The sequence below is a fragment of the Cellulosimicrobium cellulans genome, assembly GCF_016907755.1.
Taxonomy (GTDB): Bacteria; Actinomycetota; Actinomycetes; order Actinomycetales; family Cellulomonadaceae; genus Cellulosimicrobium; species Cellulosimicrobium cellulans_D.
The window spans coordinates 2,039,805-2,063,710 of record NZ_JAFBCN010000001.1; the positions used below are offsets into that span (position 1 = coordinate 2,039,805).

Annotated in this window: 22 protein-coding genes; 17 read left to right on the forward strand and 5 right to left on the reverse strand. The window is 73.2% G+C overall.

Going from position 1 to position 23,906, the window contains the following annotated elements; genetic code table 11:
- Positions 1 to 12 precede the first annotated feature (12 nt).
- The 4 genes from folP (at position 13) to JOE63_RS08730 (ending at position 4,130) form a co-directional block, all read left to right on the forward strand.
- Positions 13 to 999 (forward strand): dihydropteroate synthase, encoded by a 987-nt coding sequence (gene folP, locus JOE63_RS08715; protein WP_204540713.1) that lies wholly within the window; start codon positions 13 to 15, stop codon positions 997 to 999.
- A complete protein-coding gene (locus JOE63_RS08720; RefSeq protein WP_087471545.1) occupies positions 996 to 2,213 on the forward strand; it encodes a hypothetical protein in 1,218 nt (405 codons plus the stop codon). Before folP ends, JOE63_RS08720 begins: the two co-directional genes overlap by 4 nt.
- 120 nt (positions 2,214 to 2,333) lie before the next feature.
- Positions 2,334 to 2,501, forward strand: a complete 168-nt coding sequence (locus JOE63_RS08725) for a DUF3117 domain-containing protein (RefSeq protein WP_064506638.1) — start codon at positions 2,334 to 2,336, stop codon at positions 2,499 to 2,501.
- Positions 2,502 to 4,130 (forward strand): leucyl aminopeptidase family protein, encoded by a 1,629-nt coding sequence (locus tag JOE63_RS08730; protein ID WP_204540716.1) that lies wholly within the window; start codon positions 2,502 to 2,504, stop codon positions 4,128 to 4,130.
- A 12-nt stretch (positions 4,131 to 4,142) separates the two neighbouring features.
- Here JOE63_RS08730 and JOE63_RS08735 read toward each other — a convergent pair whose 3' ends face one another.
- On the reverse strand, positions 4,143 to 4,796 hold the full coding sequence (locus JOE63_RS08735) for an O-methyltransferase (RefSeq protein ID WP_047233537.1): 654 nt from the start codon (positions 4,794 to 4,796) through the stop codon (positions 4,143 to 4,145).
- A gap of 202 nt (positions 4,797 to 4,998) precedes the next feature.
- Here JOE63_RS08735 and sigE point away from each other — a divergent pair, with 202 nt between their 5' ends.
- The 7 genes from sigE (at position 4,999) to JOE63_RS08770 (ending at position 11,262) form a co-directional block, all read left to right on the forward strand.
- Positions 4,999 to 5,625, forward strand: coding sequence for an RNA polymerase sigma factor SigE (gene sigE / locus JOE63_RS08740; RefSeq protein WP_204540719.1), 627 nt, complete (start codon positions 4,999 to 5,001; stop codon positions 5,623 to 5,625).
- Entirely contained in the window at positions 5,622 to 6,587 is a 966-nt protein-coding gene (locus JOE63_RS08745; protein WP_204540722.1) for a zf-HC2 domain-containing protein, read from the forward strand. The genes sigE and JOE63_RS08745 overlap by 4 nt, the downstream gene beginning before the upstream one ends.
- Positions 6,584 to 8,017 (forward strand): S1C family serine protease, encoded by a 1,434-nt coding sequence (locus tag JOE63_RS08750; protein WP_204540725.1) that lies wholly within the window; start codon positions 6,584 to 6,586, stop codon positions 8,015 to 8,017. Before JOE63_RS08745 ends, JOE63_RS08750 begins: the two co-directional genes overlap by 4 nt.
- A 9-nt stretch (positions 8,018 to 8,026) precedes the next feature.
- Positions 8,027 to 8,374 (forward strand): twin-arginine translocase TatA/TatE family subunit, encoded by a 348-nt coding sequence (locus JOE63_RS08755; protein WP_087471548.1) that lies wholly within the window; start codon positions 8,027 to 8,029, stop codon positions 8,372 to 8,374.
- 71 nt (positions 8,375 to 8,445) lie between these two features.
- The gene (trpS, locus tag JOE63_RS08760) at positions 8,446 to 9,537 is read left to right on the forward strand and encodes a tryptophan--tRNA ligase (RefSeq protein WP_204540728.1); all 1,092 of its coding nucleotides are present in this window, start codon (positions 8,446 to 8,448) and stop codon (positions 9,535 to 9,537) included.
- Entirely contained in the window at positions 9,534 to 10,097 is a 564-nt protein-coding gene (locus JOE63_RS08765) for a 2'-5' RNA ligase family protein (protein WP_087471550.1), read from the forward strand. The genes trpS and JOE63_RS08765 overlap by 4 nt, the downstream gene beginning before the upstream one ends.
- 64 nt (positions 10,098 to 10,161) lie before the next feature.
- Positions 10,162 to 11,262 carry a YihY/virulence factor BrkB family protein gene (locus tag JOE63_RS08770; protein WP_204540731.1) on the forward strand — a complete coding sequence of 367 codons (1,101 nt, stop codon included), beginning with the start codon at positions 10,162 to 10,164 and terminating at the stop codon, positions 11,260 to 11,262.
- Between the two features lie 729 nt (positions 11,263 to 11,991).
- Here the strand turns inward: JOE63_RS08770 and JOE63_RS08775 are convergent.
- From JOE63_RS08775 to sdhC, 4 genes are all read right to left on the reverse strand, one after another.
- A complete protein-coding gene (locus JOE63_RS08775) occupies positions 11,992 to 12,759 on the reverse strand; it encodes a succinate dehydrogenase iron-sulfur subunit (protein WP_087471552.1) in 768 nt (255 codons plus the stop codon).
- Positions 12,759 to 14,591, reverse strand: a complete 1,833-nt coding sequence (sdhA, locus tag JOE63_RS08780) for a succinate dehydrogenase flavoprotein subunit (protein ID WP_204540734.1) — start codon at positions 14,589 to 14,591, stop codon at positions 12,759 to 12,761. The genes JOE63_RS08775 and sdhA overlap by 1 nt, the downstream gene beginning before the upstream one ends.
- Before the next feature lie 65 nt (positions 14,592 to 14,656).
- A complete protein-coding gene (locus JOE63_RS08785; RefSeq protein WP_047233508.1) occupies positions 14,657 to 15,118 on the reverse strand; it encodes a succinate dehydrogenase hydrophobic membrane anchor subunit in 462 nt (153 codons plus the stop codon).
- Positions 15,118 to 15,501 carry a succinate dehydrogenase, cytochrome b556 subunit gene (sdhC, locus tag JOE63_RS08790; protein ID WP_087471554.1) on the reverse strand — a complete coding sequence of 128 codons (384 nt, stop codon included), beginning with the start codon at positions 15,499 to 15,501 and terminating at the stop codon, positions 15,118 to 15,120. Before sdhC ends, JOE63_RS08785 begins: the two co-directional genes overlap by 1 nt.
- A gap of 233 nt (positions 15,502 to 15,734) precedes the next feature.
- On the opposite strand from sdhC, the gene JOE63_RS08795 reads away from it, so the two are divergent.
- The 6 genes from JOE63_RS08795 to JOE63_RS08820 all read left to right on the forward strand — a co-directional run bounded on the left by JOE63_RS08795 (position 15,735) and on the right by JOE63_RS08820 (position 23,896).
- Entirely contained in the window at positions 15,735 to 16,883 is a 1,149-nt protein-coding gene (locus JOE63_RS08795) for a mannose-1-phosphate guanylyltransferase (protein ID WP_204540737.1), read from the forward strand.
- Positions 16,880 to 18,112, forward strand: coding sequence for an amidohydrolase (locus JOE63_RS08800; RefSeq protein WP_087471556.1), 1,233 nt, complete (start codon positions 16,880 to 16,882; stop codon positions 18,110 to 18,112). Before JOE63_RS08795 ends, JOE63_RS08800 begins: the two co-directional genes overlap by 4 nt.
- 226 nt (positions 18,113 to 18,338) lie before the next feature.
- Complete coding sequence (locus tag JOE63_RS08805; RefSeq protein ID WP_087471557.1) at positions 18,339 to 19,433, forward strand: BMP family lipoprotein; 1,095 nt, start codon at positions 18,339 to 18,341, stop codon at positions 19,431 to 19,433.
- Between the two features lie 223 nt (positions 19,434 to 19,656).
- Complete coding sequence (locus JOE63_RS08810) at positions 19,657 to 21,291, forward strand: ABC transporter ATP-binding protein (protein ID WP_087471558.1); 1,635 nt, start codon at positions 19,657 to 19,659, stop codon at positions 21,289 to 21,291.
- Complete coding sequence (locus tag JOE63_RS08815; RefSeq protein WP_374059012.1) at positions 21,288 to 22,604, forward strand: ABC transporter permease; 1,317 nt, start codon at positions 21,288 to 21,290, stop codon at positions 22,602 to 22,604. Before JOE63_RS08810 ends, JOE63_RS08815 begins: the two co-directional genes overlap by 4 nt.
- Positions 22,601 to 23,896 (forward strand): ABC transporter permease, encoded by a 1,296-nt coding sequence (locus tag JOE63_RS08820; RefSeq protein ID WP_087471559.1) that lies wholly within the window; start codon positions 22,601 to 22,603, stop codon positions 23,894 to 23,896. The genes JOE63_RS08815 and JOE63_RS08820 overlap by 4 nt, the downstream gene beginning before the upstream one ends.
- Positions 23,897 to 23,906: the final 10 nt, after the last annotated feature.

The window sequence follows — 23,906 nt, forward strand, 5'->3', positions numbered from 1 at the left end:
GGTCGCGGCGCGATGACCTCACCCGGCCCCGCCGCGCCCGGGGAACCGTCGGGCGGGCACCCCGACGCCCCACCCGAACCGCTGCCTCCCCTCGGGGTCCCACCTCGCGGCACGTCGCTCGTGCTGCGCGGGCGGGTCCTCGAGCGGCCCGCGGTGATGGCGATCGTCAACCGCACCGACGACTCGTTCTACGCGGGCGCGCGCCAGCTCGACGACCGGGAGGCTCTCGCCGCGGTCGAGCGTGCGGTCGTCCAGGGCGCCGAGATCCTCGACGTGGGGGGAGTGCGGGCCGGCGTCGGTCCGGTGGTGACCCCCGACGAGGAGGTCCGTCGCGTCGTGCCGTTCGTGGCGCGGGTGCGCGCGGAGTTCCCCGACCTGCTCGTGAGCGTCGACACGTGGCGGGCGGAGGTGGCGCACGAGGCGGCGCTCGCGGGCGCCGACCTCATCAACGACACGTGGGCCGGCCACGACCCGCGGCTGGTCGAGGTCGCGGGCGAGCACGGCGTGGGGGTCGTGTGCTCGCACACGGGCGGCGCGACGCCCCGTACCGACCCGTTCCGCGTCGACTACCCGGCCCGGCCGGGTGCGGCCGACCCGCGCGACGGCGTCGTCCAGGACGTCGTGACGACCCTCCGCGCGGCGGCGGAGCGGGCCGTCGCGTGCGGGGTCCCGCGGGCGTCGGTCCTCGTCGACCCCACGCACGACTTCGGCAAGAACACCTGGCACTCCCTGCACCTCCTGCGTCGGACCGAGGTCGTCGCGGGCCTCGGGTTCCCGCTCCTCATGGCGCTGTCCCGCAAGGACTTCGTGGGCGAGACGCTCGACCTGCCCGCCGACGAGCGGCTGGAGGGCACCCTCGCCGCGACGGCTGTCGCCGCGTGGCTCGGCGCGCGCGTCTTTCGCGCGCACGACGTCGCGGCGACCCGGCGCGTCCTGGACCTGGTCGCCGCGGTGCGCGACGAGGTGCCTCCGGCGGCCGCCCTGCGGGGCCTCGCGTGACGACGCCGCGCGCCGCGGCCGGTCCGGGCGAGCGTCCGCGGCTGCTGCGCCCGACCTCCTGGCCGTGGTGGGCGCAGGTGCTCGCGGTGTACGGCCTCGCGCGCGCGGTGAGCGCGGTGATCCTCCTCGTCGTCGCGAGGTCGCAGGAGGCGAACCCCTGGACGGACGCCGCGCCGTCGTACGCGCCGTACGTCGCGCGCATGTGGGACGCGAGCTGGTACGAGCAGATCTACGCGTCCGGCTATCCCGACACGCTCCCCGTGGGTCCTGACGGCGTCGTCGAGCAGAACGTCTGGGCGTTCTTCCCGCTCTTCCCGGCGCTGGTCCGTGCCCTCGACGCCGTCACCGGCCTGGGATGGGACGCGCTCGCACCCACGGTCGCGCTCGCGTGCGGCGCCGGCGCCGTCCTCGTGATCCACCGGCTCGTCGCGACGGCGGGCGCCGCGGCGGTCGAGCGCAGGCCCGGCCTGCCGCTGGCGACCGTCCTGCTCGTGAGCATCTTCCCGTCCAGCCCCGTCCTCCAGGTCGCGTACACGGAGTCCCTGGCCCTCCTCCTCGTGGCGTCCGCGCTCCTGCTGCTGGCAAGGCGTCGCTACGGGTGGGCGGCGCTCGTGATCGTCCTCCTCGGCTTCACCCGCGCCGTCGCGCTGCCCATGGCGGCGGTCGTCCTGTGGCACGGGCTCGTCCGGTGGCGCCGGGGGGACCTGCGCGTGCCCGACGCCGCGCGCCTGGGCGGTCTCCTCGTGGTCGCCCTGGCCAGCGGGCTCGTGTGGCCGTGGGCGTGCAGCGTCGTCACGGGCGTGCACCAGGGGTACTTCCGCACGCAGGAGGCGTGGCGCGGGGGCGCGGAGATCGTGCCGTTCGTCCCGTGGGTCGACGTGTCGCGGTGGCTGACGGGCGACGCCGGCCCATGGGTTCTCGCGCTCGTGCTGCTCGCGACGGCCGCGCTCGTGCTCAACCCGGTCGCCGCCCGGCTCGGCCCGGAGATGCACGCGTGGTCCGGCGCGTACCTCGCCTACCTGGTCGCGGCGATCCAGCCGGGCACCTCGATCGTGCGGTTCCTGCTGCTGGCCTTCCCGCTCGCGGCGGTGACCGTCGGGTGGACGCGGTCACGGCTGTGGCTCGCCGCCGTGACCGTCGCCGGCGTCGCGGGCCAGGTGTGGTGGGTGTGGTCGTTGTGGCGGCTCGTCCCGCCGTCCGGCTGGCCGCCGTGACCGGGACGCCCGGGATGTCGGCACGCGTGAACTAGACTGTCCCCGGGCGTCGTCCGAGGTCGGACGCCCCTCCTCGCGCGTGCGGGGTGGACTCGGGACAACGGAAATGGAGTGCCATCGATGGCTGCGATGAAGCCGCGGACGGGTGACGGGCCGCTGGAGGTCACCAAGGAAGGGCGAGGCATCGTCATGCGGGTCCCGCTCGAGGGTGGCGGACGCCTGGTGGTCGAGCTCAACGCGACCGAGGCCAGCGAGCTGGGTGAGGCGCTCCAGGCCGTGGTGGGCTGATTGCCCGCACGTGAGCGCCGGGCCTCCGGTCTCCCCGGGCTGCCGCGCACGCTGCCCGAGGTGGTCGGCGCCCGGGGCGCTCTGAGCGGAACGGCACTCCTCGACGACGCGCAGGTCGACGCCGTCGTCGTGGCTGTCGCGCCCCCGCGCGAGGCCGAGGACGGGTTGCAGCCGCGTGCCGGGACCGTCGACGCCACGGTGCGGTACGGCGTCGACCTCGCGGAGCTCGCCGAGCGCGCGGGCGGGCGCAGCTTCCGCGGCGCGTCCGGCGAGGTCGTGCGCGTCGACCTGCCTCGTGCCCACGGTGGGTCCGCGACGCGGCTCCCGTGGGCCGGCCTGCCGCCGCGGATCCTGCTGCTCGGCCTGGGTGCCGGGACGGTGTCGGACCTCCGGCGTGCCGGTGCGGCCCTCGCCCGTGCGTCGCGCGGCCTGGAGCGCGTCGTCAGCGCCGCGACCGCCGACTCGGGTCCCGACGAGGTGCGCGCGTTCGTCGAGGGCTACCTGCTCGCCGCGTACGACCAGCCCCGGCAGAGCGGGTCCGCGCGGCCCGCGGCCGACACGGCCGCCGAGCAGCTCGTGCTGCTCGCGCCCGAGGACCGGCCCGACGTCACGATGCCGATCGAGGCCGCGCACCGCGCGGCGGACGCGACCTGGCTGGTCCGCGACCTCGCCAACGTCCCGTCCGACGTCAAGGACCCGGCGTGGTTCGCCGACCGCGCCGTCGAGCTGGCCGACGCCCTCGGGCTCGACGTGACGGTCCGCGGTCCCGCCGAGCTCGGCGCGGAGGGCTTCGGTGCGATCCTGGCCGTGGGTGCGGGCTCGGCACGACCGCCGCGCCTCGTGACGGTCACCTACGACCCGGCCGACCACGGCGTCGTCCCGGCGGAGGCGGGCGCCGACGTCCGGCACGTCGTCGTCGTCGGCAAGGGCATCACGTACGACACCGGCGGGCTCTCCATCAAGCCGCGCGAGGCGATGGTGCCGATGAAGACCGACATGGCCGGCGCCGCCGTCGCCCTCGCGGTGGTGCTCGGCGCCGCCCGCGCACGGTCCGACCGCCGGGTGACCGCGGTGCTCCCGCTGGCGGAGAACCACGTCGGCGCCGCCTCGTACCGCCCCGGGGACGTGCTGCGCACCTGGTCGGGCCGGACGGTCGAGGTCGCGAACACGGACGCGGAGGGCCGCCTGGTCCTCGCCGACGCGATCGCGTACGCCGTGGCCGAGCTCGCGCCCGACGTGCTGGTCGACGTCGCGACCCTCACCGGTGCGGCGAGCCTCGGCCTGGGCCGCGGGCACGGCGCGCTGTTCGCCACGGACGACGCCGTCGCCGGGGCGCTGGAGGAGGCCGCGACCGCCACGGGTGAGCGCGTGTGGCGCCTGCCGCTCGTCGAGGACTACGCGAGCGCGCTGCGCTCCGACGTCGCCGACCTCCGCCACGTGCCCGTCGAGAGCCCGGGCGGCGGGTCGATCACGGCCGCGCTGTTCCTGCGCGAGTTCGTCGGGGACGTGCCGTGGGCGCACCTCGACGTCGCCGGTCCGGCGCGGGCGACGGCCGACCGGCACGAGGTCGTCGCCGGCGCCACGGGGTACGGCGCGCGGCTCCTGCTCGAGGCGCTCGACCGGCTCTGACCGTCGGGCGCGTCAGCGGCGCACGGCGAGGAGGAGGCCGTCGCCGCTCGGGAGCAGCGCGGGCAGGACGCGCTCGTCCGACCGCAGCGACCGGCCCACCTCGCGGACGATCGTCGTCACCTCGTCCCGCCGCGCGGGGTCGGCGACCCGGTCGTGCGACAGTGCGCCGTCGACCGCGAGCACGCCGCCCGGTCGCAGCAGCCGCAGGCCCTGCTCGACGTACTCGGGGTAGCTGTGCTTGTCCGCCCCCACGAGCACGAGGTCGTAGGCGCCGTCGGTGAGCCGGGGGAGGACCTCGCTCGCGCGGCCCGGGATGGTGCGGGTCCGCGCCGAGGGCACGCCCTCCTCCGCGAAGGCCTCCTTGGCCGCGCGCTGGTGCTCGACCTCGACGTCGATCGTCGTGAGCACGCCGTCCGCCGGCATGCCGCGCAGCAGCCAGAGGGACGCCACGCCGGTGCCGGTGCCGATCTCGACCACCGCGCGGGCGGCCAGCGACGCCGCGAGCACCTGCAGGACCGCCCCCACGCCGGGGAGCACCGTCGGACAGCCGAGCTCGGCGGCGCGGTCGCGCGCACGCAGGAGGACCTCGTCCTCGGGGACGAACTCCTCGCTGTACACCCAGCTCGCCGCCTTGGCGCTGCGGTGGGTGCCGACGTCGCTGGTGATCGGGTGCCTCCTGGTGGCTCGTCGTCCGCGCGCGGCCCGGGACGGGTCGTCCCTGGCCGGTGCGCTGTCTCGGATCGTACCCGCCCCCTCCCACGGCGGCCCGTTCCCGCGCCGCGCGTGTGTGCACGGGCCGTGGACGTCGCGCGCACGTCCCGCGCGAGAGGGGGAACACGGGGAGGGTGCCGGACGTTCTTCTGGGACGATGGACGACGTGGACGACGCACGACCAGGGACGAGCACGCACGGGACGCAGGACGGGAGCGCGTGGGTGCCGCCGTCGTGGGACGAGATCGTCCGGGAGCACTCGGCGCGCGTGTACCGCCTCGCGTACCGCCTGACCGGGAACCGGCACGACGCCGAGGACCTCACGCAGGAGACGTTCGTCCGGGTGTTCCGCTCGCTGTCGAGCTACACCCCGGGCACGTTCGAGGGCTGGCTGCACCGGATCACGACGAACCTCTTCCTCGACCAGGTCCGGCGCAAGCAGCGCATCCGCATGGAGGCCATGGGCGACGACGACGGGCAGTACCCGGCTCGCGCCGAGGCCCAGCCGGAACGCGGGTTCGAGCACGCCAACCTCGACCACGACGTCCAGCGCGCGCTCGACGCGCTCTCGCCCGAGTACCGGGCCGCCGTCGTGCTGTGCGACATCGAGGGCCTGTCCTACGAGGAGATCGCCGTGACGCTGGGGATCAAGCTCGGCACGGTCCGCTCCCGCATCCACCGCGCGCGCTCCCAGCTCCGCGCCGCGCTGCCGCACCGCGACCCCGCGGACCGCCCGGCGTCGGACGACGTGCCGACGCCCGTGGCCGCCCGGGGGGCGGCGTGACGCACCTCGGCTCCCGGCTCTCCGCGCTCGTCGACGGGCAGCTCACGCCCGCCGAGGCGGAGCGTGCCCTCGAGCACGTGGCGTGCTGCCCGCGGTGCGCCGCCGAGCTGTCGGCGGCGCGCGCCGCGCGCCGGGCGCTGAGCTCCGCCGGGCCGGTCGAACCCGCTCCCGACCTCGCCGCCCGCCTGCTCGCCCTGTCGGCCCAGATCCCCTCCACCGACGGCGACCCGCTGCGCTCCGCGCCCGTCGCGGGCGACCCCTGGGCACAGCCCGTCCCGCTCCCGCGCGGTGCATGGAGCGGGGAGGTGCGGCGGGGGGCGGTGCGCCGACGGGTCGTCGGACTGGTCGTCGGTGGTGTCGGCGTCGCGGCGGTCGGCCTCTTCGCGCTGGGGGAGAGCCCGGTCGTCACTCCCGACCTGCATCGCAGCGACCCGCTCAGCGTGCTGGCGCAGGCGGCGCCCCGGGCCACCGGGGCGCTCGTCGTGGGAGGGGTGCGCACCGCGGACCAGGCCGAGGTCGACGGTGTCGCTCCCGGCGGCGACGGGGCCGCCGCGCTCGCGGCGCTCGACGCCCAGGGCTGGACCTGCCCCACGGCGCTCCCGGAGGGTTTCAGCGTGGTCGACGTCCGGGACGACGCCGCGCGCGGCGTCGTCGAGATCGACCTCGAGGCGCCCGGCGGCGAGGCCGTGGTGCGCGAGCAGTCCGGTCTTCTGGACACGGCCGCGCTCGGCGGCGGGGAGACGTGGGACGTCGGCGGTCGCCAGGTGCACGTGCTCTCCGTGGCGCCGTGGCACGTGGTCTGGCAGTCCGGCGACACGGTGATCGACGTCGTCGCGGACACGGAGCAGGAGACGGTTGCCGCCCTCGTGGCGGCCTTCCCGGCACGTGACTACGATGCCGGGGTCCCGGCGCGCATCTCCCGGGGCTGGACGACCATGACAGGAGCGCTCGGCACCTCATGACCGACCCCCAGACCGGCCCGGAGCAGCCCGGGGCGCCCGACGCCGCGCGCAATCCGTTCGCGCCGCCGTCCGCCTACCGCAGCGTGCCGCCCGTCCCGCCGTCGGCCGGCCCTGGCCCGGTCCCGCCCCCGCCGGGGGCGGTCGCCCCGCCCCCGGGCGTGCCACCGCAGCCGTCACCGGTCCCCGCCCCGGGTGCCACGGCAGGTCCCTCTGACCCGTGGCAGACCCTGCGCTCGTTCGGCGAGCCCGAGCCGCCCTCGGCGCCGACGCGACCCGGCGGGTCGGTCGACCCGACGCTCGTCGGCGTCCCGCGAGGCGCTGCCGGCCCGCCGACCCGACGCGGGCTGCGTCCCGCCGTGGTGGCGGGCGTCGCGGCGCTCGCGCTCGTCGCCGGCGCGCTCGGCGGCGTCGTCGCCGACCGGTTCCTCGGGCAGGACACGCCCGGCCCGTACACCTCGGCCCTGCCGCCGGCGAGCGTCGAGCCGGGCGCGGACCGCCCTGCGGGCTCGGTGGCGGACATCGCCGCCACGGTGCTGCCGAGCGTCGTCTCGCTCCAGGTCCGCGGGACCGACGGCGTCGCCACGGGGTCCGGCTTCGTCCTCCGCGAGGACGGGTACATCCTCACGAACAACCACGTGGTCGCGGGGGCCGCCGACGGCGGGGACGTCGTCGTGCTGTTCTCCGACGGGCACGAGAGCCCGGCCGAGCTGGTCGGTCGGACCGTCGACTACGACCTGGCCGTCGTGAAGGTCGACGACTCGGGGCTCACGCCGCTCGCGCTCGGCGACTCCGACGCGGTCGTCGTCGGGGACCCCGTGGTCGCCGTCGGGGCCCCGCTGGGCCTCAACGGGACCGTCACCACGGGCATCATCAGCGCACTGAACCGTCCGGTCCAGGCCGGTGCCGCGGCCGAGACGGCGTTCATCAACGCGATCCAGACCGACGCGGCGATCAACCCGGGCAACTCCGGGGGCCCGCTCGTCAACGGGCGCGGCGAGGTCGTGGGCATCAACTCCGCCATCGCCCAGCCGCCGGGCAGCCAGTCGGCGACCGGGAGCATCGGGCTCGGCTTCGCCATCCCGTCCAACCAGGCGCGCCGGACCGCGGAGCAGCTCATCGCCGACGGCGTCGCGACGTACCCGGTGATCGGCGTGCTGCTCGACCAGCGGTACCAGGGCGAGGGCGTCCAGGTGTCGACCGACTCGCAGTCCGGGACGCCCGCCGTCACGCCCGACGGCCCGGCCGACGCCGCCGGGATCCGGCCCGGGGACGTGATCCTCACCATCGACGGTCGGCCCGTCACGGAGTCGGACGAACTCATCGTCGCCATCCGGGCGAAGGCCCCGGGGGACGCCGTGACCCTGCGGGTCCGGACGGGCGACCAGGAGCGCGACGTCCGCGTCGTCCTCGACGAGGCCACGAGCGAGTAGTCTGTCGGCGTGTTCGGGATCAACGGAGCCGAGTTCATCGTGCTCCTCGTCGTGGCGGTCGTCGTCATCGGTCCTGAGCGCCTGCCGCGCTACGCGGAGCAGCTCGGGTCGTTCGTCCGCTCGGCCCGGGGGTACCTGCGGGAGGCCAAGGCCCGCGTGGACGCCGAGATCGGGGACGAGATCTCGGACGTCGACTGGTCGAAGCTCGACCCCCGCCAGTACGACCCGCGTCGTATCGTGCGCGAGGCGCTCCTCGACGACGAGCCCGTGCGCGAACGGGTCGCCCCGCCCCCGCCGCCGGCGCCCTCTCCCGTGCCGCCGGGCAGCCCGGCGCCGTTCGACGACGAGGCCACCTGACGTCGTCGCCGACCGTCCGCACGACGGGAGGCGATTCGTTCCGGCGCGGCACCACCTGTCAGAATGGGGCAATGTCCATCGAGGCGACGCACACCGGTCCGGCACCGGTCCCGGAGACCGCGCAGGCGGACGGGCACCCGACGAGCACCAAGCCACGGATCCTCTCCGGCATGCAGCCCACGGAGGACTCGCTGCAGCTCGGGAACTACATCGGCGCCCTGCGCCAGTGGGTCGCGCTCCAGGACTCGTACGACGCGCTGTACTGCGTCGTCGACCTCCACGCCCTGACGGTCAACCCGGACCCGGAGCGCCTGCGCGAGCGGACGCGTCGCACGGCGGCGCAGTACCTCGCCGGCGGCGTCGACCCGGAGCGGTCCGCCCTGTTCGTGCAGTCGCACGTGCCGCAGCACGCGGAGCTCTCCTGGGTGCTGTCCTGCCAGACGGGCTTCGGCGAGGCCGGTCGCATGACCCAGTTCAAGGACAAGTCCGCGAAGCAGGGCGCCGACGGCACGACCGTGGGCCTGTTCACCTACCCCGTCCTCATGGCGGCGGACATCCTGCTCTACGACGCGGCCCTCGTGCCGGTCGGAGAGGACCAGCGCCAGCACCTCGAGCTCACCCGTGACCTCGCGGAGCGGCTCAACGCCCGCTTCGGCGACGGGACCGCCGTCGTGCCCGAGGCGCACATCGTCCGCTCGGTCGCGAAGATCTACGACCTGCAGGAGCCGACGGCGAAGATGAGCAAGTCGTCGTCGAACGGCAAGGGCGTCATCTGGCTCCTGGAGGACCCGAAGACCGCCGCGAAGCGGATCCGGTCCGCCGCGACGGACTCGGGCACCGAGATCCGGTACGACCCGGTCGCCAAGCCCGGCGTGTCGAACCTGCTCACCATCTACTCCGCGCTGACCGGTCGCGACGTCGAGGCGATCGCCGCGGAGTACGACGGCCAGGGGTACGGGCGGCTCAAGGTCGACCTCGCGGACGTCGTGGTCGACTTCCTCGTACCGTTCCAGGAGCGCGCCAACACCTACCTCGCGGACCCGGCGGAGCTCGACGCCGTGCTCGCGCGGGGCGCCCAGAAGGCGCGCGACATCGCCGCCGGGACGCTCGCGCGCATCTACGACCGCGTCGGCCTCCTGCCCGTCGGAGGGCCGACCGCGTGAACCTCCCGGAGCGTGGGCCGGACCAGGTGCGGATCGGCATCGCGATCGAGGTGCCCGAACCCTTCGCGACGCAGCTCCAGGACGCGCGCGCACGGTTCGGCGACCCGCTCGCACGGTCCATCCCGCCGCACGTCACGCTCCTCGGGCCCACGGTGCTCGACCCGGTCGGGCTCGACGCGGCGCGGACGCACCTCACCGCCGTCGCCGCCACCGCGGCACCGTTCCAGGTCCACCTGCGCGGCAGTGCCACGTTCCGGCCGATCTCGCCCGTGGTGTTCATCCAGGTGGTCGAGGGCATCGCCGAGTGCGAGCATCTCGAGCGCACGCTCCGCACCGGTCCGCTCGCCCAGGATCTCCGGTTCAACTACCACCCGCACGTGACCGTCGCGCACGAGGTGCCGGACGCCGCGCTCGACGCGGCCTTCGACGAGATGGCCACCTACGAGGCGCGGTTCGAGGTCGCCGGCTTCTCCCTCTACGAGCACGGCGACGACGGCGTGTGGCGCCCGGAGCAGGTCTTCCCGCTCACCGCGGATGCCGGGACCGCGACCGCCTCGTAGGGTTCGGGTCGTGACGTCGCCCCCGCCTGCCGCCCCCAGCGCCGTCAGGCGCACGAGGGAGCGCGTGGAGGTGCTCGTCGAGTGGTGGAAGGACAGCCGCCCGGGGCGCGCGACCTACCGCTACCTGTACGCACGCGGCGCGCTGCTGTGCGGCGGTATCGCCTACTCGGCGCTGTTCTCCCTCTTCGCCGCGCTGACCATCGGCTACACCGTCTTCATGCGGGTCCTCGGTGGCAGCCAGGAGCTCATGGACGCCGTGTTCGGCGAGATCAACGAGCTCGTCCCCGGCCTCATCGCGGTTGACGGCGAGAACGGCGTGATCGACCCCGACCTCCTGCTGCTCAAGCCCGGGCTCAGCGTCACGAGCATCGTCGCCGGGGTCGTGCTGCTCTTCTCGGTCGTCTCCTTCATGTACCACCTGCGCGGCGCCGTCCGGACCATGTTCGGCGTCAGCGACGTCGGTCAGAGCCCCGTGCTCGCCCGGGCCCGCGCCCTCCTCGGCTTCTTCCTCCTGGCGCTGAGCATGCTCGTCTCCGCCGTCGCGAGCATCGCCGTCTCCTCGATCGGCTACCAGCTCCTGGAGGCGCTCGGGCTCTCCGGCGGACCCGCGATCCTCGTCACCGGAGCCGGCCTGGTGGTGAGCATCCTGCTCGACGCCCTGGTCGTCGTCGTGGTGGTCACGCTGCTGGCGGGCGTCCACGTACGCCGCCGCGACCTGCTCGTCGGGTCGCTCACCGCAGCCGTCGCGTTCGGCGTGCTCCGCTACCTCGGGTCGTCGTTCGTCGCCGGCAGCGCCAGCAGGAACGCGCTCCTCGCCTCCTTCGCCGTCCTCGTCACGCTGCTCATCCTCGTCAACTTCACGGCGCGCATCCTCCTCGCGGTGTGCGCCTGGATGGCGAACCCGCCGCGCCCGCCCGACCCCGAGCCCGACGGCCCCCGGCACGCCCGCGACGGCCGCCCCGAGCTCCCCGTGGTCGACGGCACCCCCACGACCGACGCCCGGCACGCGCGCGTCGCCCGCCACGCCGCGACCGAGGGCGCCGCGGGCTCCGTCGTCGTGGCCGCGTCGACGGAGGAACGCCTCCGCGCCGGGCAAGGGTCCGGCAGGCCCTGGAGCCCGATCGTCCGCGGCGTGCGCCGCGCACGCCTCCCACGCGGCGCGTAGCGCTCGACGTCTGCGTCGGGTTCGCGGTCGGGGTTTGGGTTTCGTGCCCGTTGGGTCGGGTCCGCGGTGGGGTCCGGGTTTCGTGCCCGTTGGGTGGGTCCGCCCGTGGATCCCGGTCTACTGCCCGCTGGGTCGGGTCCGCGGTGGGGTCGGACCGTGTGCTTGGACTGGCGCACCGTCACCCTGGTCTTTCGGGCGGGGGTTCTAGGAGTGCGCCTCTGACGTCCTGCGCACACGGTCCGACCCCACCGCTCGTCCTGCCCGTCACCGCACGACCCGCGGCCTGGGTTCGGCGGACATGCTCGGCGAGGGCGCGCGGTCGAGCCACCGGTGGTGGGGCGGTTCCTGGCCGAGATGCGAGAAGTGGCCCCTGCGGGCCTCGTCCCCGGGGCCACTTCTCGCTACTCGTCACCACGCGCGGGCCTCTGGTGGTGGCGAGCTCGGCCGTGAGGCAGAGCCCCAGGGGTCTGGGGGCTGGTGGAGTTCTGACCGGTGCGGGCTACCGGGAGCTGTCAGCGCTGGAAGGGGGCCGGGTCCGTGGGGCGCTGACGGCTTCGTCGGGGTGGGGAGCAACCCACGGGCGTGGCGCGTCGACCGGGTGACGGACGTGACCATGCAGGCAGCCCGACGCGGTCACGGCACGATCACGTGGACCGCGAAGACCCCGTACGCACGACGCAGGGCGCCGACCGTGACGGTCGGCGCCCTGCGTGCAGGACGTGCGAGGGATCAGAAGGCGCGCGTGATCATCGCGCGCTTGACCTCCTGGATCGCCTTGGTGACCTCGATGCCGCGGGGGCAGGCCTCGGTGCAGTTGAAGGTCGTGCGGCAGCGCCACACGCCCTCCTTGTCGTTGAGGATCTCGAGGCGCTGCGTGGCGCCCTCGTCGCGGCTGTCGAAGATGAACCGGTGCGCGTTGACGATCGCGGCGGGGCCGAAGTACTGGCCGTCGGTCCAGAACACCGGGCACGACGAGGTGCACGCCGCGCACAGGATGCACTTGGTGGTGTCGTCGAAGCGCTCGCGCTGCTCGGCGGACTGGAGGCGCTCCTTGCTGGGCTCGTTCCCGGACGTGATGAGGAACGGCATGATCTCGCGGTAGGACGCGAAGAACGGCTCCATGTCCACGACGAGGTCCTTGACCACGGGCAGGCCCTTGATGGGCTCGACCGTGATGGGCTTGTCGGGGTTGACGTCCTTGAGCAGCGTCTTGCACGCGAGACGGTTGCGGCCGTTGATGCGCATCGCGTCGGAGCCGCACACGCCGTGCGCGCACGAACGACGGAACGTGAGCGAGCCGTCGTTCTCCCACTTGATCTTGTGGAGGGCGTCGAGCACGCGGTCGGTGCCGTGGGCCAGGACGGTGAACTCGTCCCAGTACGCGTCCTCGCCGTGCTCCGACTCGGGGAGGTAGCGCCGGATGCGGAGCGTGACCTCGAACGAGGGGATCTCGCCGGCCTTGGCCTCGGGGGCGGGGCTCTCGAGTGTGGCAGTCATCAGTACTTCCGCTCCATGGGCTCGTACCGGGTCTGGGTGACGGGCTTGGAGCCCAGGGCGACCTTGTAGCCGTCGAACGCCTCGACGTGGTCGAAGTAGCCGGCGACGTGACCGTCGGCGACGTCGCTGGCCGACGTGGGGCGGCGGTACGCCATCGTGTGCAGCATGTAGTTGGCGTCGTCGCGGTTCGGGAAGTCCTCGCGGTAGTGGCCGCCGCGCGACTCCTTGCGGTTGATGGCCGCGACGACGGTGACCTCGGCGATGTCGAGCAGGAAGCCGAGCTCGATGGCCTCGAGCAGGTCGGTGTTGAACATCCGGCCCTTGTCCTGGACCGAGACGTTCTTGTACCGCTTCTGCAGGTCGCGGATGTCCGCGAGGGCCTGGTTGAGCGACTCGCCGGTGCGGAACACCTGGGCGTTGGCGTCCATGGTCTCCTGCAGGGCCTTGCGCACGTCGGCGACGCGCTCGCCGTCGGGGCGGTTGCGCATCTCCTCGAGCTGCGCGATCACCGCCGCGGCGGGGTTCTCCGGGAGCTCGGTGTACGACGCCGTCGCGGCGTACGCGGCGGCCGTGCGGCCGGCACGCTTGCCGAAGACGTTGATGTCGAGCAGCGAGTTGGTGCCGAGGCGGTTGGAGCCGTGGACGCTGACGCACGCGACCTCGCCGGCGGCGTACAGGCCCTTGACGACGTTGTGGCTGTCGCGCAGGACCTCGGCCTCGACGTTGGTCGGGATGCCGCCCATCGCGTAGTGCGCGGTGGGGTACACGGGCACGGGCTCGGTGTACGGCTCGATGCCCAGGTAGGTCCGGGCGAACTCGGTGATGTCCGGGAGCTTCGCGTCGATGTGCGCGGGCTCGAGGTGCGTGAGGTCGAGCAGGACGTAGTCCTTGTTCGGCCCGGCGCCTCGACCCTCGCGGACCTCGTTCGCCATCGAGCGGGCGACGATGTCGCGCGGCGCGAGGTCCTTGATCGTGGGGGCGTAGCGCTCCATGAACCGCTCGCCGTCGGCGTTGCGGAGGATGCCGCCCTCGCCGCGCGCGGCCTCCGACAGGAGGATGCCGAGACCGGCGAGGCCCGTCGGGTGGAACTGGAAGAACTCCATGTCCTCCAGCGGCAGGCCGCGGCGGTACGCGAGGGCCATGCCGTCGCCCGTGAGCGTGTGCGCGTTCGACGTCGTCTTGAAGATCTTGCCCGCGCCGCCGGTGGCGAAGATGATCGCCTTCGCCTGGAAGACGTGGATCTCGCCGGTCGCCAGGTCGTACGCGACGACGCCGGTCGCGGTGACCGTCTCGCGGTCGGGGATCTCGCCCGTGGACAGGTCGTGGTCCGTGATGAGGTCGAGCACGTAGAACTCGTTGAAGAACTCGACGTCCTGCTTCACGCACTGCTGGTAGAGCGTCTGGAGGATCATGTGGCCGGTGCGGTCCGCGGCGTAGCAGGAGCGGCGCACCGCGGCCTCGCCGTGGTTGCGGGTGTGCCCGCCGAACCGGCGCTGGTCGATGCGACCCTCGGGCGTGCGGTTGAAGGGCAGGCCCATGCGCTCGAGGTCGAGGACCGCGTCGATGGCCTCCTTGGCCATGATCTCCGCGGCGTCCTGGTCGACGAGGTAGTCGCCGCCCTTGACCGTGTCGAACGTGTGCCACTCCCAGTTGTCCTCCTCCACGTTCGCGAGCGCGGCGCACATGCCGCCCTGCGCGGCGCCCGTGTGGGAGCGCGTGGGGTACAGCTTGGAGATGACGGCCGTGCGGACCTTGCCGGACGACTCCAGCGCCGCGCGCATCCCGGCGCCGCCTGCGCCGACGATGACGACGTCGTACTGATGGGTTTGCATCGGGGTCGATGCCTCCTGGGAGAGAGCCGGGTGGAGCGAGAAGACGGGGGCGAGTTGCGGGGGTGCTAGGCCGTGCAGAACGACGCGAGCAGCTCGGCCGGCGCGTTCGCGGGGCACGGGTCGAACGTGAAGATCACGAGCGTGCCGAGGACCGTGACGATCGTGAAGGCGAGGTACAGCGCGAGCTTGAGGACGAGGCGAGTGCCGTCACGCTCGGCGTAGTCGTTGATGATCGTGCGCACGCCGTTGGTGCCGTGGAACATGGCCAGCCACAGCATGAGCAGGTCCCAGATCTGCCAGAACGGCGAGGCCCACTTGCCGGCGACGAAGCCGAAGTCGATCGCGTGCACGCCCTCGCCGACCATGAGGTTGACGAAGAGGTGCCCGAAGATGAGGACGATCAGCACGACGCCGGAGGCGCGCATGAAGATCCAGCTGTACAGCTCGTAGTTGCTGCGCGTGGCCTTGCGGCGCTTGTACGGGTCGCGCGGGCTCGCGACCGCCGAGGCCGTGGTCGTGGTCGACATCAGTGCCCCCCTCCGAAGACGTTCATGAGGTGACGGGGCAGGAAGCCCGCCATCGTCACGACGAACAGGCCGACGACGATCCACAGCATGGTGCGCTGGTACCGCGGGCCCTTGGCCCAGAAGTCGATGAGGATGATGCGGATGCCGTTGAAGGCGTGGAAGACGATGGCCGCGACCAGTCCCGCCTCGCCCAGGCCCATGATCGGCGTCTGGTACGTCCCGATGACGGCGTTGTAGGCCTCGGGCGAGACCCGGACGAGCGCCGTGTCGAGCACGTGGACGAGCAGGAAGAAGAAGATGAGCACGCCGGTCACGCGATGCGCGACCCACGACCACATGCCTTCACGGCCGCGGTAGAGCGTGCCAGCTGGTGCACTGGGCACTTTGGGGGCCTCCTGTGGCGAGATCAGGGGGGAGATGTCACGTCCGGCCGTGGACCGGAACTCCCTCAGTCCGGACCGCGGGACCGTCGTCGGCATCGGTCTCTGGGCTTCCACCATAGTGACATCGGCGTCATGATGCGGACCGTCGGAGGTGGCGGAACGCCCCTGCGCGGGGGGTTTGTGACTGATCCCACAGCCCGCGGGAGAACTGCGCGCCTCACTATGCTGCCCCCATGGCCTCTTCGCCTCAGCCCTCCTCCGCCGCGCCCGCGGCGCCGATCCCCGGTTTCCACGCCGTCGTCCCGGCGGGAGGGGCGGGCACGCGGTTGTGGCCGCTGTCGCGCGCGGGATCGCCCAAGTTCCTGCTCGACCTCACGGGGTCGGGTCGCTCCCTCCTGCAGGCGACGGTCGACCGCCTGGTGCCGCTCGCGGGCGCGCAGGGCGTCGTCCTCGTCACGGGTGACCGGCACGTCGCCGCGGCGCGCACCCAGCTCCCGGGGCTGCCGGCCGAGAACGTGCTGGCGGAGCCGTCGCCGCGCGACTCGATGGCGGCGATCGGGCTCGCCGCCGCGGTCCTCGAGCAGCGGCACGGGGACGTCGTCGTCGGCTCGTTCGCCGCGGACCAGGTCATCACGGGCCGGGACGCGTTCGAGTCGTCGGTCCGGGAGGCGGTGGAGGCGGCCCGCGCGGGCTACGTCGTGACGATCGGCATCGCGGCGTCACGACCGTCGACGGCGTTCGGGTACGTCCACAGCGGCGCGCCGCTCGGCGTCGCGGGGGCGCCGAGCGCGCAGCACGTGCGCGGCTTCACGGAGAAGCCGGACGCCGCGACCGCGCAGCGCTACCTCGCGTCCGGCGAGTACCGGTGGAACGCCGGCATCTTCATCGTGCGGTCCTCCGTGCTGCTGGGGCACCTCGCCGACCAGCGTCCCGAGCTGCACGACGGCCTGCGCGCGATCGCCGCCGTCTGGGACGGCCCGGACCGCGACCGCGTGCTCGCCGAGCGCTGGCCGGCGCTCGAGCGGATCGCGATCGACCACGCCGTCGCCGAGCCGGTCGCCGCGGTGGGCGGCGTGGCGGTGGTGCCCGGCACGTTCGGCTGGGACGACGTGGGCGACTTCAACTCGCTCGCCGCGCTGCTGCCCTCCGTCGACGGCGCGGGCTCGAAGGTCCTCGGCGACACGGGTCGGGTCGTGCGCCGGGAGAGCGCCGGGTCGGTGGTCGTGCCGGCGAGCGACCGGGTCGTCACGGTGCTGGGCCTCGACGACGTCGTCGTCGTGGACACCCCGGACGCCCTGCTCGTCACGACGCGGGCCCGCGCCCAGCAGGTGAAGTCGATGGTCGACACGGTGCGCGAGCTCGGGATGGACGAGCTCCTGTGACCGCCGACGTGACCCTCGCCGCCCGGATCGGCGCCGCCGTCGCGCGCCACGTGGACGAGGTCGTCGCGATCCGTCGCGACATCCACGCCCACCCGGAGGTCTCGCGCGCCGAGACCCGGACGACGGCGCTGCTCGCCGACCGGCTGCGCGCCGCGGGGCTCGAGCCGCGGCTCCTGCCCGGGACGGGCCTCGTGTGCGACGTCGGCCCGCAGCCCGGGGACGCGGCCGCGCCGTCGTCCGACGGCGCGTCGTCGGACGCCCCGGGCCGTGTCGCCCTGCGCGCCGACATCGACGCGCTGCCGCTGCAGGACAGGTGCGACCTCCCGTGGGCCTCGACGGTCCCGGGCGTGGCGCACGCGTGCGGGCACGACGTGCACACGGCGGCGGTGCTCGGCGCCGGGCTGGTCCTCGCGGACCTGCACGCGCAGGGCGAGCTGAGCCGCGGTGTGCGGCTCGTGTTCCAGCCGGCCGAGGAGGTCCAGCCGGGCGGGTCGCTCGACGTGCTCGCCGCCGGTGCCATGGACGGCGTCGACGAGATCTACGCCGTGCACTGCGACCCGAAGGTCGACGTGGGCCGCATCGGGACGCGCATCGGTCCCATCACGTCCGCCTCCGACGAGGTCTCCGTGACCATCGCGTCCCCCGGCGGGCACACGTCCCGCCCGCACCTCACGGGCGACGTGGTGTACGCGCTGGGCCAGGTCATCACGCAGGTCCCCGCGGTGCTGGGCCGGAGGCTCGACCCTCGGTCGGGCGTGAACCTCACGTGGGGTGCCGTGCACGCGGGGTCCGCGCACAACGCGATCCCGAGCACGGGGACCGTGCGGGGCACCCTGCGCTGCCTGGACGTGCGCGCGTGGGAGTTCGCGGGGCAGGTGCTGCACGACGCCGTCGAGCAGGTCGTCGCGCCGTACGAGGTGGAGGTGACCGTGCACCACACGCGCGGCGTGCCGCCCGTCGAGAACGACGAGCGGTGCACGGGGCTGCTCGAGGCGGCCGCGCGCGACGTCCTCGGCCCGGACTCCGTGCTCCTCACCGAGCAGTCGCTCGGGGGAGAGGACTTCGCCTGGTACCTGACGAAGGTCCCCGGCGCGATGGCGCGGCTCGGCACGCGGACGCCGGGCGGGCGCAGCTACGACATCCATCAGGGCGACCTCCAGGTCGACGAGCGCGCCGTCGACGCGGGGATGCGGCTCCTGGCCCGCGTCGCCGCCGGTCAGGGTGGGTGAAGCGGTCCCGAACCGTGGACAGGGGTGTGTCACGCCTCAGACGCAAAGTGACGCTTGCATAACGAAGCAGCCGCGTTACCGGCAAGTAACGTGCAGGACCCCTCCGGCTGATTAGTGTTCGGTCCTATAGAGGCCGACGGACCGGTCCTCCCGTGCAACGACGCTCGGGAGGACCCAGGGGTCCTTCCCTGCGCGGCCCTGCTACGAGAACGACAGGAGCTATCAGGTGAAGAGAGCGACTCAGGTCACCGCGCTCGCGGCCGTCGCCGCGCTCGCGCTGGCCGCGTGCGGCGCCGCGCCCGAGGACGACGAGACCACCGGCGGCGGCGAGAACACCGCGGGCGGCAACTCCGACTTCTCCGCGTGCATGGTGTCCGACGCCGGCGGGTTCGACGACCAGTCCTTCAACCAGTCCGGCTACGAGGGCCTCATGCAGGCCAAGGACGAGCTCGGCATCACGACCCACGAGGTCGAGTCGCAGGCGGACACGGACTACGCACCCAACATCGACAGCCTCGTGCAGCAGGGCTGCAACCTCATCATCGGCGTCGGCTTCCTCCTCGAGGACCCGATCCAGACCGCTGCCGAGGCCAACCCCGACACGCACTTCGCGCTGATCGACTCCGCGTTCTCCGACGCGGACTTCAACCCGGTCGAGATCGACAACGCCAAGCCGATCCTCTTCAACACCGCCGAGGCGGCGTTCCTCGCCGGCTACCTCGCGGCGGGCATGACCGAGTCGGGCACGGTCGCGACCTTCGGCGGCATCCAGATCCCGTCGGTCGCCATCTTCATGGACGGCTACGTCGACGGCGTCGCGAAGTACAACGAGGACAACGGCACCGACGTCAAGGTCCTCGGCTGGGACAAGGCGGCCCAGACGGGCACCTTCACCGGTGACTTCGACAACCAGGCCAACGGCCAGAACGTCACGCAGGGCTTCATCGACCAGGGTGCGGACATCATCATGCCCGTCGCCGGTCCGGTGGGCCTGGGCGCGGCGGCGGCGGCCGAGGGCGCCGGCGCCAAGATCATCTGGGTCGACTCGGACGGCTTCCTCACGACGGACTACGGGAGCCTCATCCTCACGTCGGTCATGAAGCAGATCGGCCCGGCCGTGTTCGACACCGTGAAGGAGTCGGCGGACGGCAACTTCACCAACGAGCCGTACGTCGGGACGCTCGAGAACGAGGGCGTCGGCCTCGCGCCGTTCCACGACTTCGAGGACGCGGTCCCGGCCGAGCTGCAGGACCAGCTCGCGCAGTACCAGGAGCAGATCATCGCGGGCGACCTCGTCGTCGAGTCGCCGAACTCGCCGTGACGCGACGCTGAACCCGCCGGCCGCCTCCGGGCGGCCGGCACCGGTGGCCCGGGCACCACGCCCGGGCCACCGTCATGACGACGACGGGGTCGTCGGGCCTGCGACGACGTCCACGGGGCCACGACGCGCCGCGCTCCCGCGAGTGCGGTTCGATGGAGTACCGCGGCGTGTGCGGGGCCGGGCACCGCGACGAACACTGCGAAGCACGAGGAGAGGCAGACCGGTGAAGCTGGAGCTGCGCGGGATCACGAAGGTCTTCGGGTCCCTGGTCGCCAACGACCACATCGACCTGGTCATCGAGCCCGGCGAGATCCACGCCCTGCTCGGGGAGAACGGCGCGGGCAAGAGCACGCTCATGAACGTGCTGTACGGGCTGTACGACCCGGACGACGGGCAGATCCTCGTCGACGACGCCCCGGTGCAGTTCACCGGCCCCGGGGACGCGATGGCCGCCGGCATCGGCATGGTGCACCAGCACTTCATGCTGGTGCCCGTGTTCTCGGTCGCGGAGAACGTCGCGCTCGGGCACGAGCCCGTCAAGGGCGCGGGCCTCATCGACGCCCGGCGCGCACGGCGGCTGGTCCAGGAGATCTCCGACCGCTTCGGGTTCGAGGTGAACCCGGACGCGATGGTCGAGGACATCCCGGTCGGCGTGCAGCAGCGCGTCGAGATCATCAAGGCGCTCTCGCGCGACGCGCGCGTGCTCATCCTGGACGAGCCGACCGCCGTCCTCACCCCGCAGGAGACGGACGAGCTCATCGCGATCATGCGTCAGCTCAAGGCGGCGGGGACCTCGATCGTCTTCATCACCCACAAGCTGCGCGAGGTGCGCGCGGTCGCGGACCGCATCACCGTCATCCGTCGCGGGAAGGTCGTCGGCACGGCCGACCCCAGCGCGAGCGAGACCGAGCTCGCGTCCCTCATGGTCGGCCGCTCCGTCTCGCTCGGCGTCGACAAGGCACCGGCGGACGCGGGAGAGGCGACGTTCCGCGTGGACGACCTCACCGTCATGGACGACGCGGGCACCGCTGTGGTCGACCGGGTGAGCCTCGACGTCGCGCGCGGCGAGATCCTCGTGGTCGCGGGGGTCCAGGGCAACGGTCAGACCGAGCTCACGGAGACGATCGTGGGCCTGCGCAAGCCGGTCGCGGGCTCGATCCGCCTCGACGACAGGGAGCTGGTGGGCCGCACCGTCTCCCAGGTGCTCGAGGCCGGGGTCGGGTACGTCCCCGAGGACCGCAGCACCGACGGGATCATCGGGACGTTCTCCGTCGAGGAGAACCTCGTCCTGGACCTCGTGACGTCGCCGCCGTTCTCCCGGGGCGGGGCACTGGCGCGCGGCACCATCCGCGACAACGCGGAGCAGCGCATCGTCGAGTTCGACGTGCGCACGCAGTCCGTCGAGGCTCCCGCGGGGACGCTGTCGGGCGGCAACCAGCAGAAGGTGGTCCTGGCGCGCGAGATGTCGCGCCCGCTGCGCCTGCTCATCGCGTCGCAGCCCACGCGCGGTCTCGACGTGGGCTCGATCGAGTTCGTGCACCAGCGCATCGTCTCCGAACGGGACAACGGGACGCCCGTGATCATCGTGTCGACCGAGCTCGACGAGGTGCTCGCGCTCGCCGACCGGATCGCCGTCATGTACCGCGGTCGCGTCGTCGGGGTCGTCCCGGGCGACACGGACCGCGACGTCCTCGGCCTCATGATGGCCGGGGTCCCGCTCGAGGAGGCCGTCGTCCAGGCCGCCGAGCACCACACGACCCTCGGCGAGGCCGACATCGTCGCGGAGGACGCGCCGTCCGGCACGGGCGCCGACCACGACACGGACGCGGCCGCCGCCCGCGAGGAGGAGATCCAGTGACCCAGCAGGCAACGCCCGACGACGCCGGGGCGCTCCCGCCGACGCCGGCGCCTCCCAGCGACACCCCGAAGACGGAGCCGCCCGCGGGCCAGAGCATCCTGCGCGAGATGCTCGAGAGCAGCTGGCTGGTCTCGCTGCTCGCGATCGTGGCCGCGCTGATCCTCGGCGGCGTCCTCATCGCGGCGGCCGACCCGGCGGTCCAGGAGGCGGCGACGTACTTCTTCGCGCGCCCCTCGGACTTCTTCGCCGCGGTGTGGAACGCCGTGTTCGGCGCGTACAGCGCCCTGTTCCAGGGCGCCGTCATCAACTTCCAGGCGCCCGACCTCGCCCGCGCGCTGCGACCGCTCACCGAGACGATGACGGTGGCGACGCCGCTCATCCTGGCCGGCCTGGGCCTGGGCATCGGCTTCCGTGCGGGCCTTTTCAACATCGGTGCGCAGGGTCAGATCATCCTCGGTGGCATCTTCGCCGGGTTCATCGGCTTCACGTTCGCGCTGCCGCCCGGCCTGCACCTGCTGCTCGCCGTGCTCGGCGCGGCGCTCGGCGGGGCGATCTGGGCGAGCATCGCGGGTGTGCTCAAGGCTCGGACCGGTGCGCACGAGGTGATCGTCACGATCATGCTCAACAACATCGCGATCTACCTCGTCGCGTACCTGCTCACCACCCCGGCGTTCCAGCGCCCGGGGAGCAGCAACCCGATCAGCCCGCCGATCCCCGGCAGCGCGACGTTCCCGCTGCTGCTCGGCGAGGGCTTCCGCCTCCACCTCGGCTTCGTCCTCGCGCTCCTCGTGGCGGTGGGCGTCTGGTGGCTCATGGAGCGCTCGACGCTCGGCTTCCGGTTCCGCGCGGTCGGCGAGAACCCGAACGCCGCGCGCACCGCGGGCATGTCGGTGCCGTGGACCACGGTCTGGGTCATGGCGATCGCCGGTGCGCTCGCCGGCCTCGCCGGCAGCGCCCAGGTGCTCGGCACGGAGAAGGTGCTCACCGCGGGCGTCGCGGCGAGCTTCGGCTTCGACGCGATCACGGTGGCCCTCCTCGGCCGGTCCCGCCCGCTGGGGACGGTCCTCGCGGGTCTCCTCTTCGGCGCGCTGCGCGCCGGCGGCTTCGCGATGCAGGCGCGGACCGGGACGCCGATCGACATCGTGCTCGTCGTCCAGTCCCTCATCGTGCTCTTCATCGCCGCCCCGCCCCTCGTACGGGCGATCTTCCGGCTGCCCACGCCGGGCGGGCCGACGCGGGCCGAGCGCCACGCCGCGAGGCAGCGCGCGAAGGCGGCCACGACCACCACGACGACGCAGGAGGCCGGAGCATGAGCACCGCGACCACCACCCCGGCCCCCGCGACCGCATCGGGGCGCGCCGCCAAGCCGCTGCCCCCGATCAGCTGGAAGGCCCCGATCGCCTACGCGGTCATCGGGCTGCTCTCGCTCGTCTTCTTCGCGCTCCTGCCGGCCGGTGGGACGCAGACGACGTTCCGCCTCTCCACCGCGAGCGACTTCTTCCAGATCGAGCCGATCTCCGTCAGCTCGACCGGAGCCGCGCTGTTCCTGTCGATCCTCGCTCTCCTCCTCGCGGGCCTGTCCTTCTGGGCCGCGCGCGACCGCCGCAAGGTCGGCATCTGGCTGCCCATCGTCTTCGGCGTCGCCGTCGTCTTCGCGTTCCTGTGCTGGGCGGGGGCGGGCAAGTCCGCGATCCCGCTCACGGGTCTGCTGCAGGGCTCGCTCTTCCTCGCGGTCCCGCTGGTGTTCGGCGCGCTCTCCGGCGTGCTCTGCGAGCGGGTCGGCATCATCAACATCGCGATCGAGGGCCAGCTCCTCGCGGGGGCGTTCCTCGCCGCGGTCGTCGCCTCGCTCACGTCGTCGGCGTACGCGGGTCTCATCGCGGCCCCGATCGCGGGCGCCCTCGTGGGCGTGCTGCTCGTCCTCTTCTCGGTGAAGTACTGGGTGAACCAGATCATCGTCGGCGTCGTGCTCAACGTGCTCGTGGTCGGTGTGACGAGCTACCTGTACTCGACGATCCTCACCGAGGACTCCGCGACCTGGAACTCGCGCAACCCGCTGCCGGTCATCGAGATCCCGGTCCTGTCGCAGATCCCTGTCGTCGGGCCCGTGCTGTTCCGCCAGACCCTGCTCGTCTACATCATGTACGTCGTCGTGATCCTGCTCCAGGTCTTCCTCTTCCGGAGCCGTTGGGGCCTGCGCCTGCGCGCGGTCGGCGAGCACCCCAAGGCGGCCGACACCGTCGGCATCAAGGTCAACGCGACACGCGTGCGCAACACGATCCTCGGCGGCGCGGTCGCAGGCCTCGGCGGCGCCTTCTTCACGGTCGCGTCGGGGCTCGCGTTCGGCAAGGAGATGACGGGCGGCAAGGGCTTCATCGCCCTCGCGGCCATGATCCTCGGGCGCTGGAACCCGGTGGGCGCGCTCGTCGCGGCGCTCCTGTTCGGGTTCTCGGACAACCTCCAGACGGTGCTCGGCATCGTGGGCACGCCGATCCCGAGCCAGATCATGCTCATGACGCCGTACGTCGTGACGATCTTCGCCGTCGCGGGTCTCGTCGGGCGCGTGCGCCCGCCGGCCGCCGAGGGCATCCCCTACGTGAAGTGAGGCCGCGGTG

Bases quoted from the DNA above. Each gene is read 5' to 3' on its own strand.
- folP (WP_204540713.1), top strand. From the start codon at position 13: ATGACCTCACCCGGCCCCGCCGCGCCCGGGGAACCGTCGGGCGGGCAC.
- JOE63_RS08725 (WP_064506638.1), top strand. From the start codon at position 2,334: ATGGCTGCGATGAAGCCGCGGACGGGTGACGGGCCGCTGGAGGTCACC.
- sigE (WP_204540719.1), top strand. From the start codon at position 4,999: ATGGACGACGTGGACGACGCACGACCAGGGACGAGCACGCACGGGACG.
- JOE63_RS08750 (WP_204540725.1), top strand. From the start codon at position 6,584: ATGACCGACCCCCAGACCGGCCCGGAGCAGCCCGGGGCGCCCGACGCC.
- trpS (WP_204540728.1), top strand. From the start codon at position 8,446: ATGTCCATCGAGGCGACGCACACCGGTCCGGCACCGGTCCCGGAGACC.
- JOE63_RS08775 (WP_087471552.1), bottom strand. From the start codon at position 12,759: ATGACTGCCACACTCGAGAGCCCCGCCCCCGAGGCCAAGGCCGGCGAG.
- sdhA (WP_204540734.1), bottom strand. From the start codon at position 14,591: ATGCAAACCCATCAGTACGACGTCGTCATCGTCGGCGCAGGCGGCGCC.
- JOE63_RS08785 (WP_047233508.1), bottom strand. From the start codon at position 15,118: ATGTCGACCACGACCACGGCCTCGGCGGTCGCGAGCCCGCGCGACCCG.
- JOE63_RS08795 (WP_204540737.1), top strand. From the start codon at position 15,735: ATGGCCTCTTCGCCTCAGCCCTCCTCCGCCGCGCCCGCGGCGCCGATC.
- JOE63_RS08820 (WP_087471559.1), top strand. From the start codon at position 22,601: ATGAGCACCGCGACCACCACCCCGGCCCCCGCGACCGCATCGGGGCGC.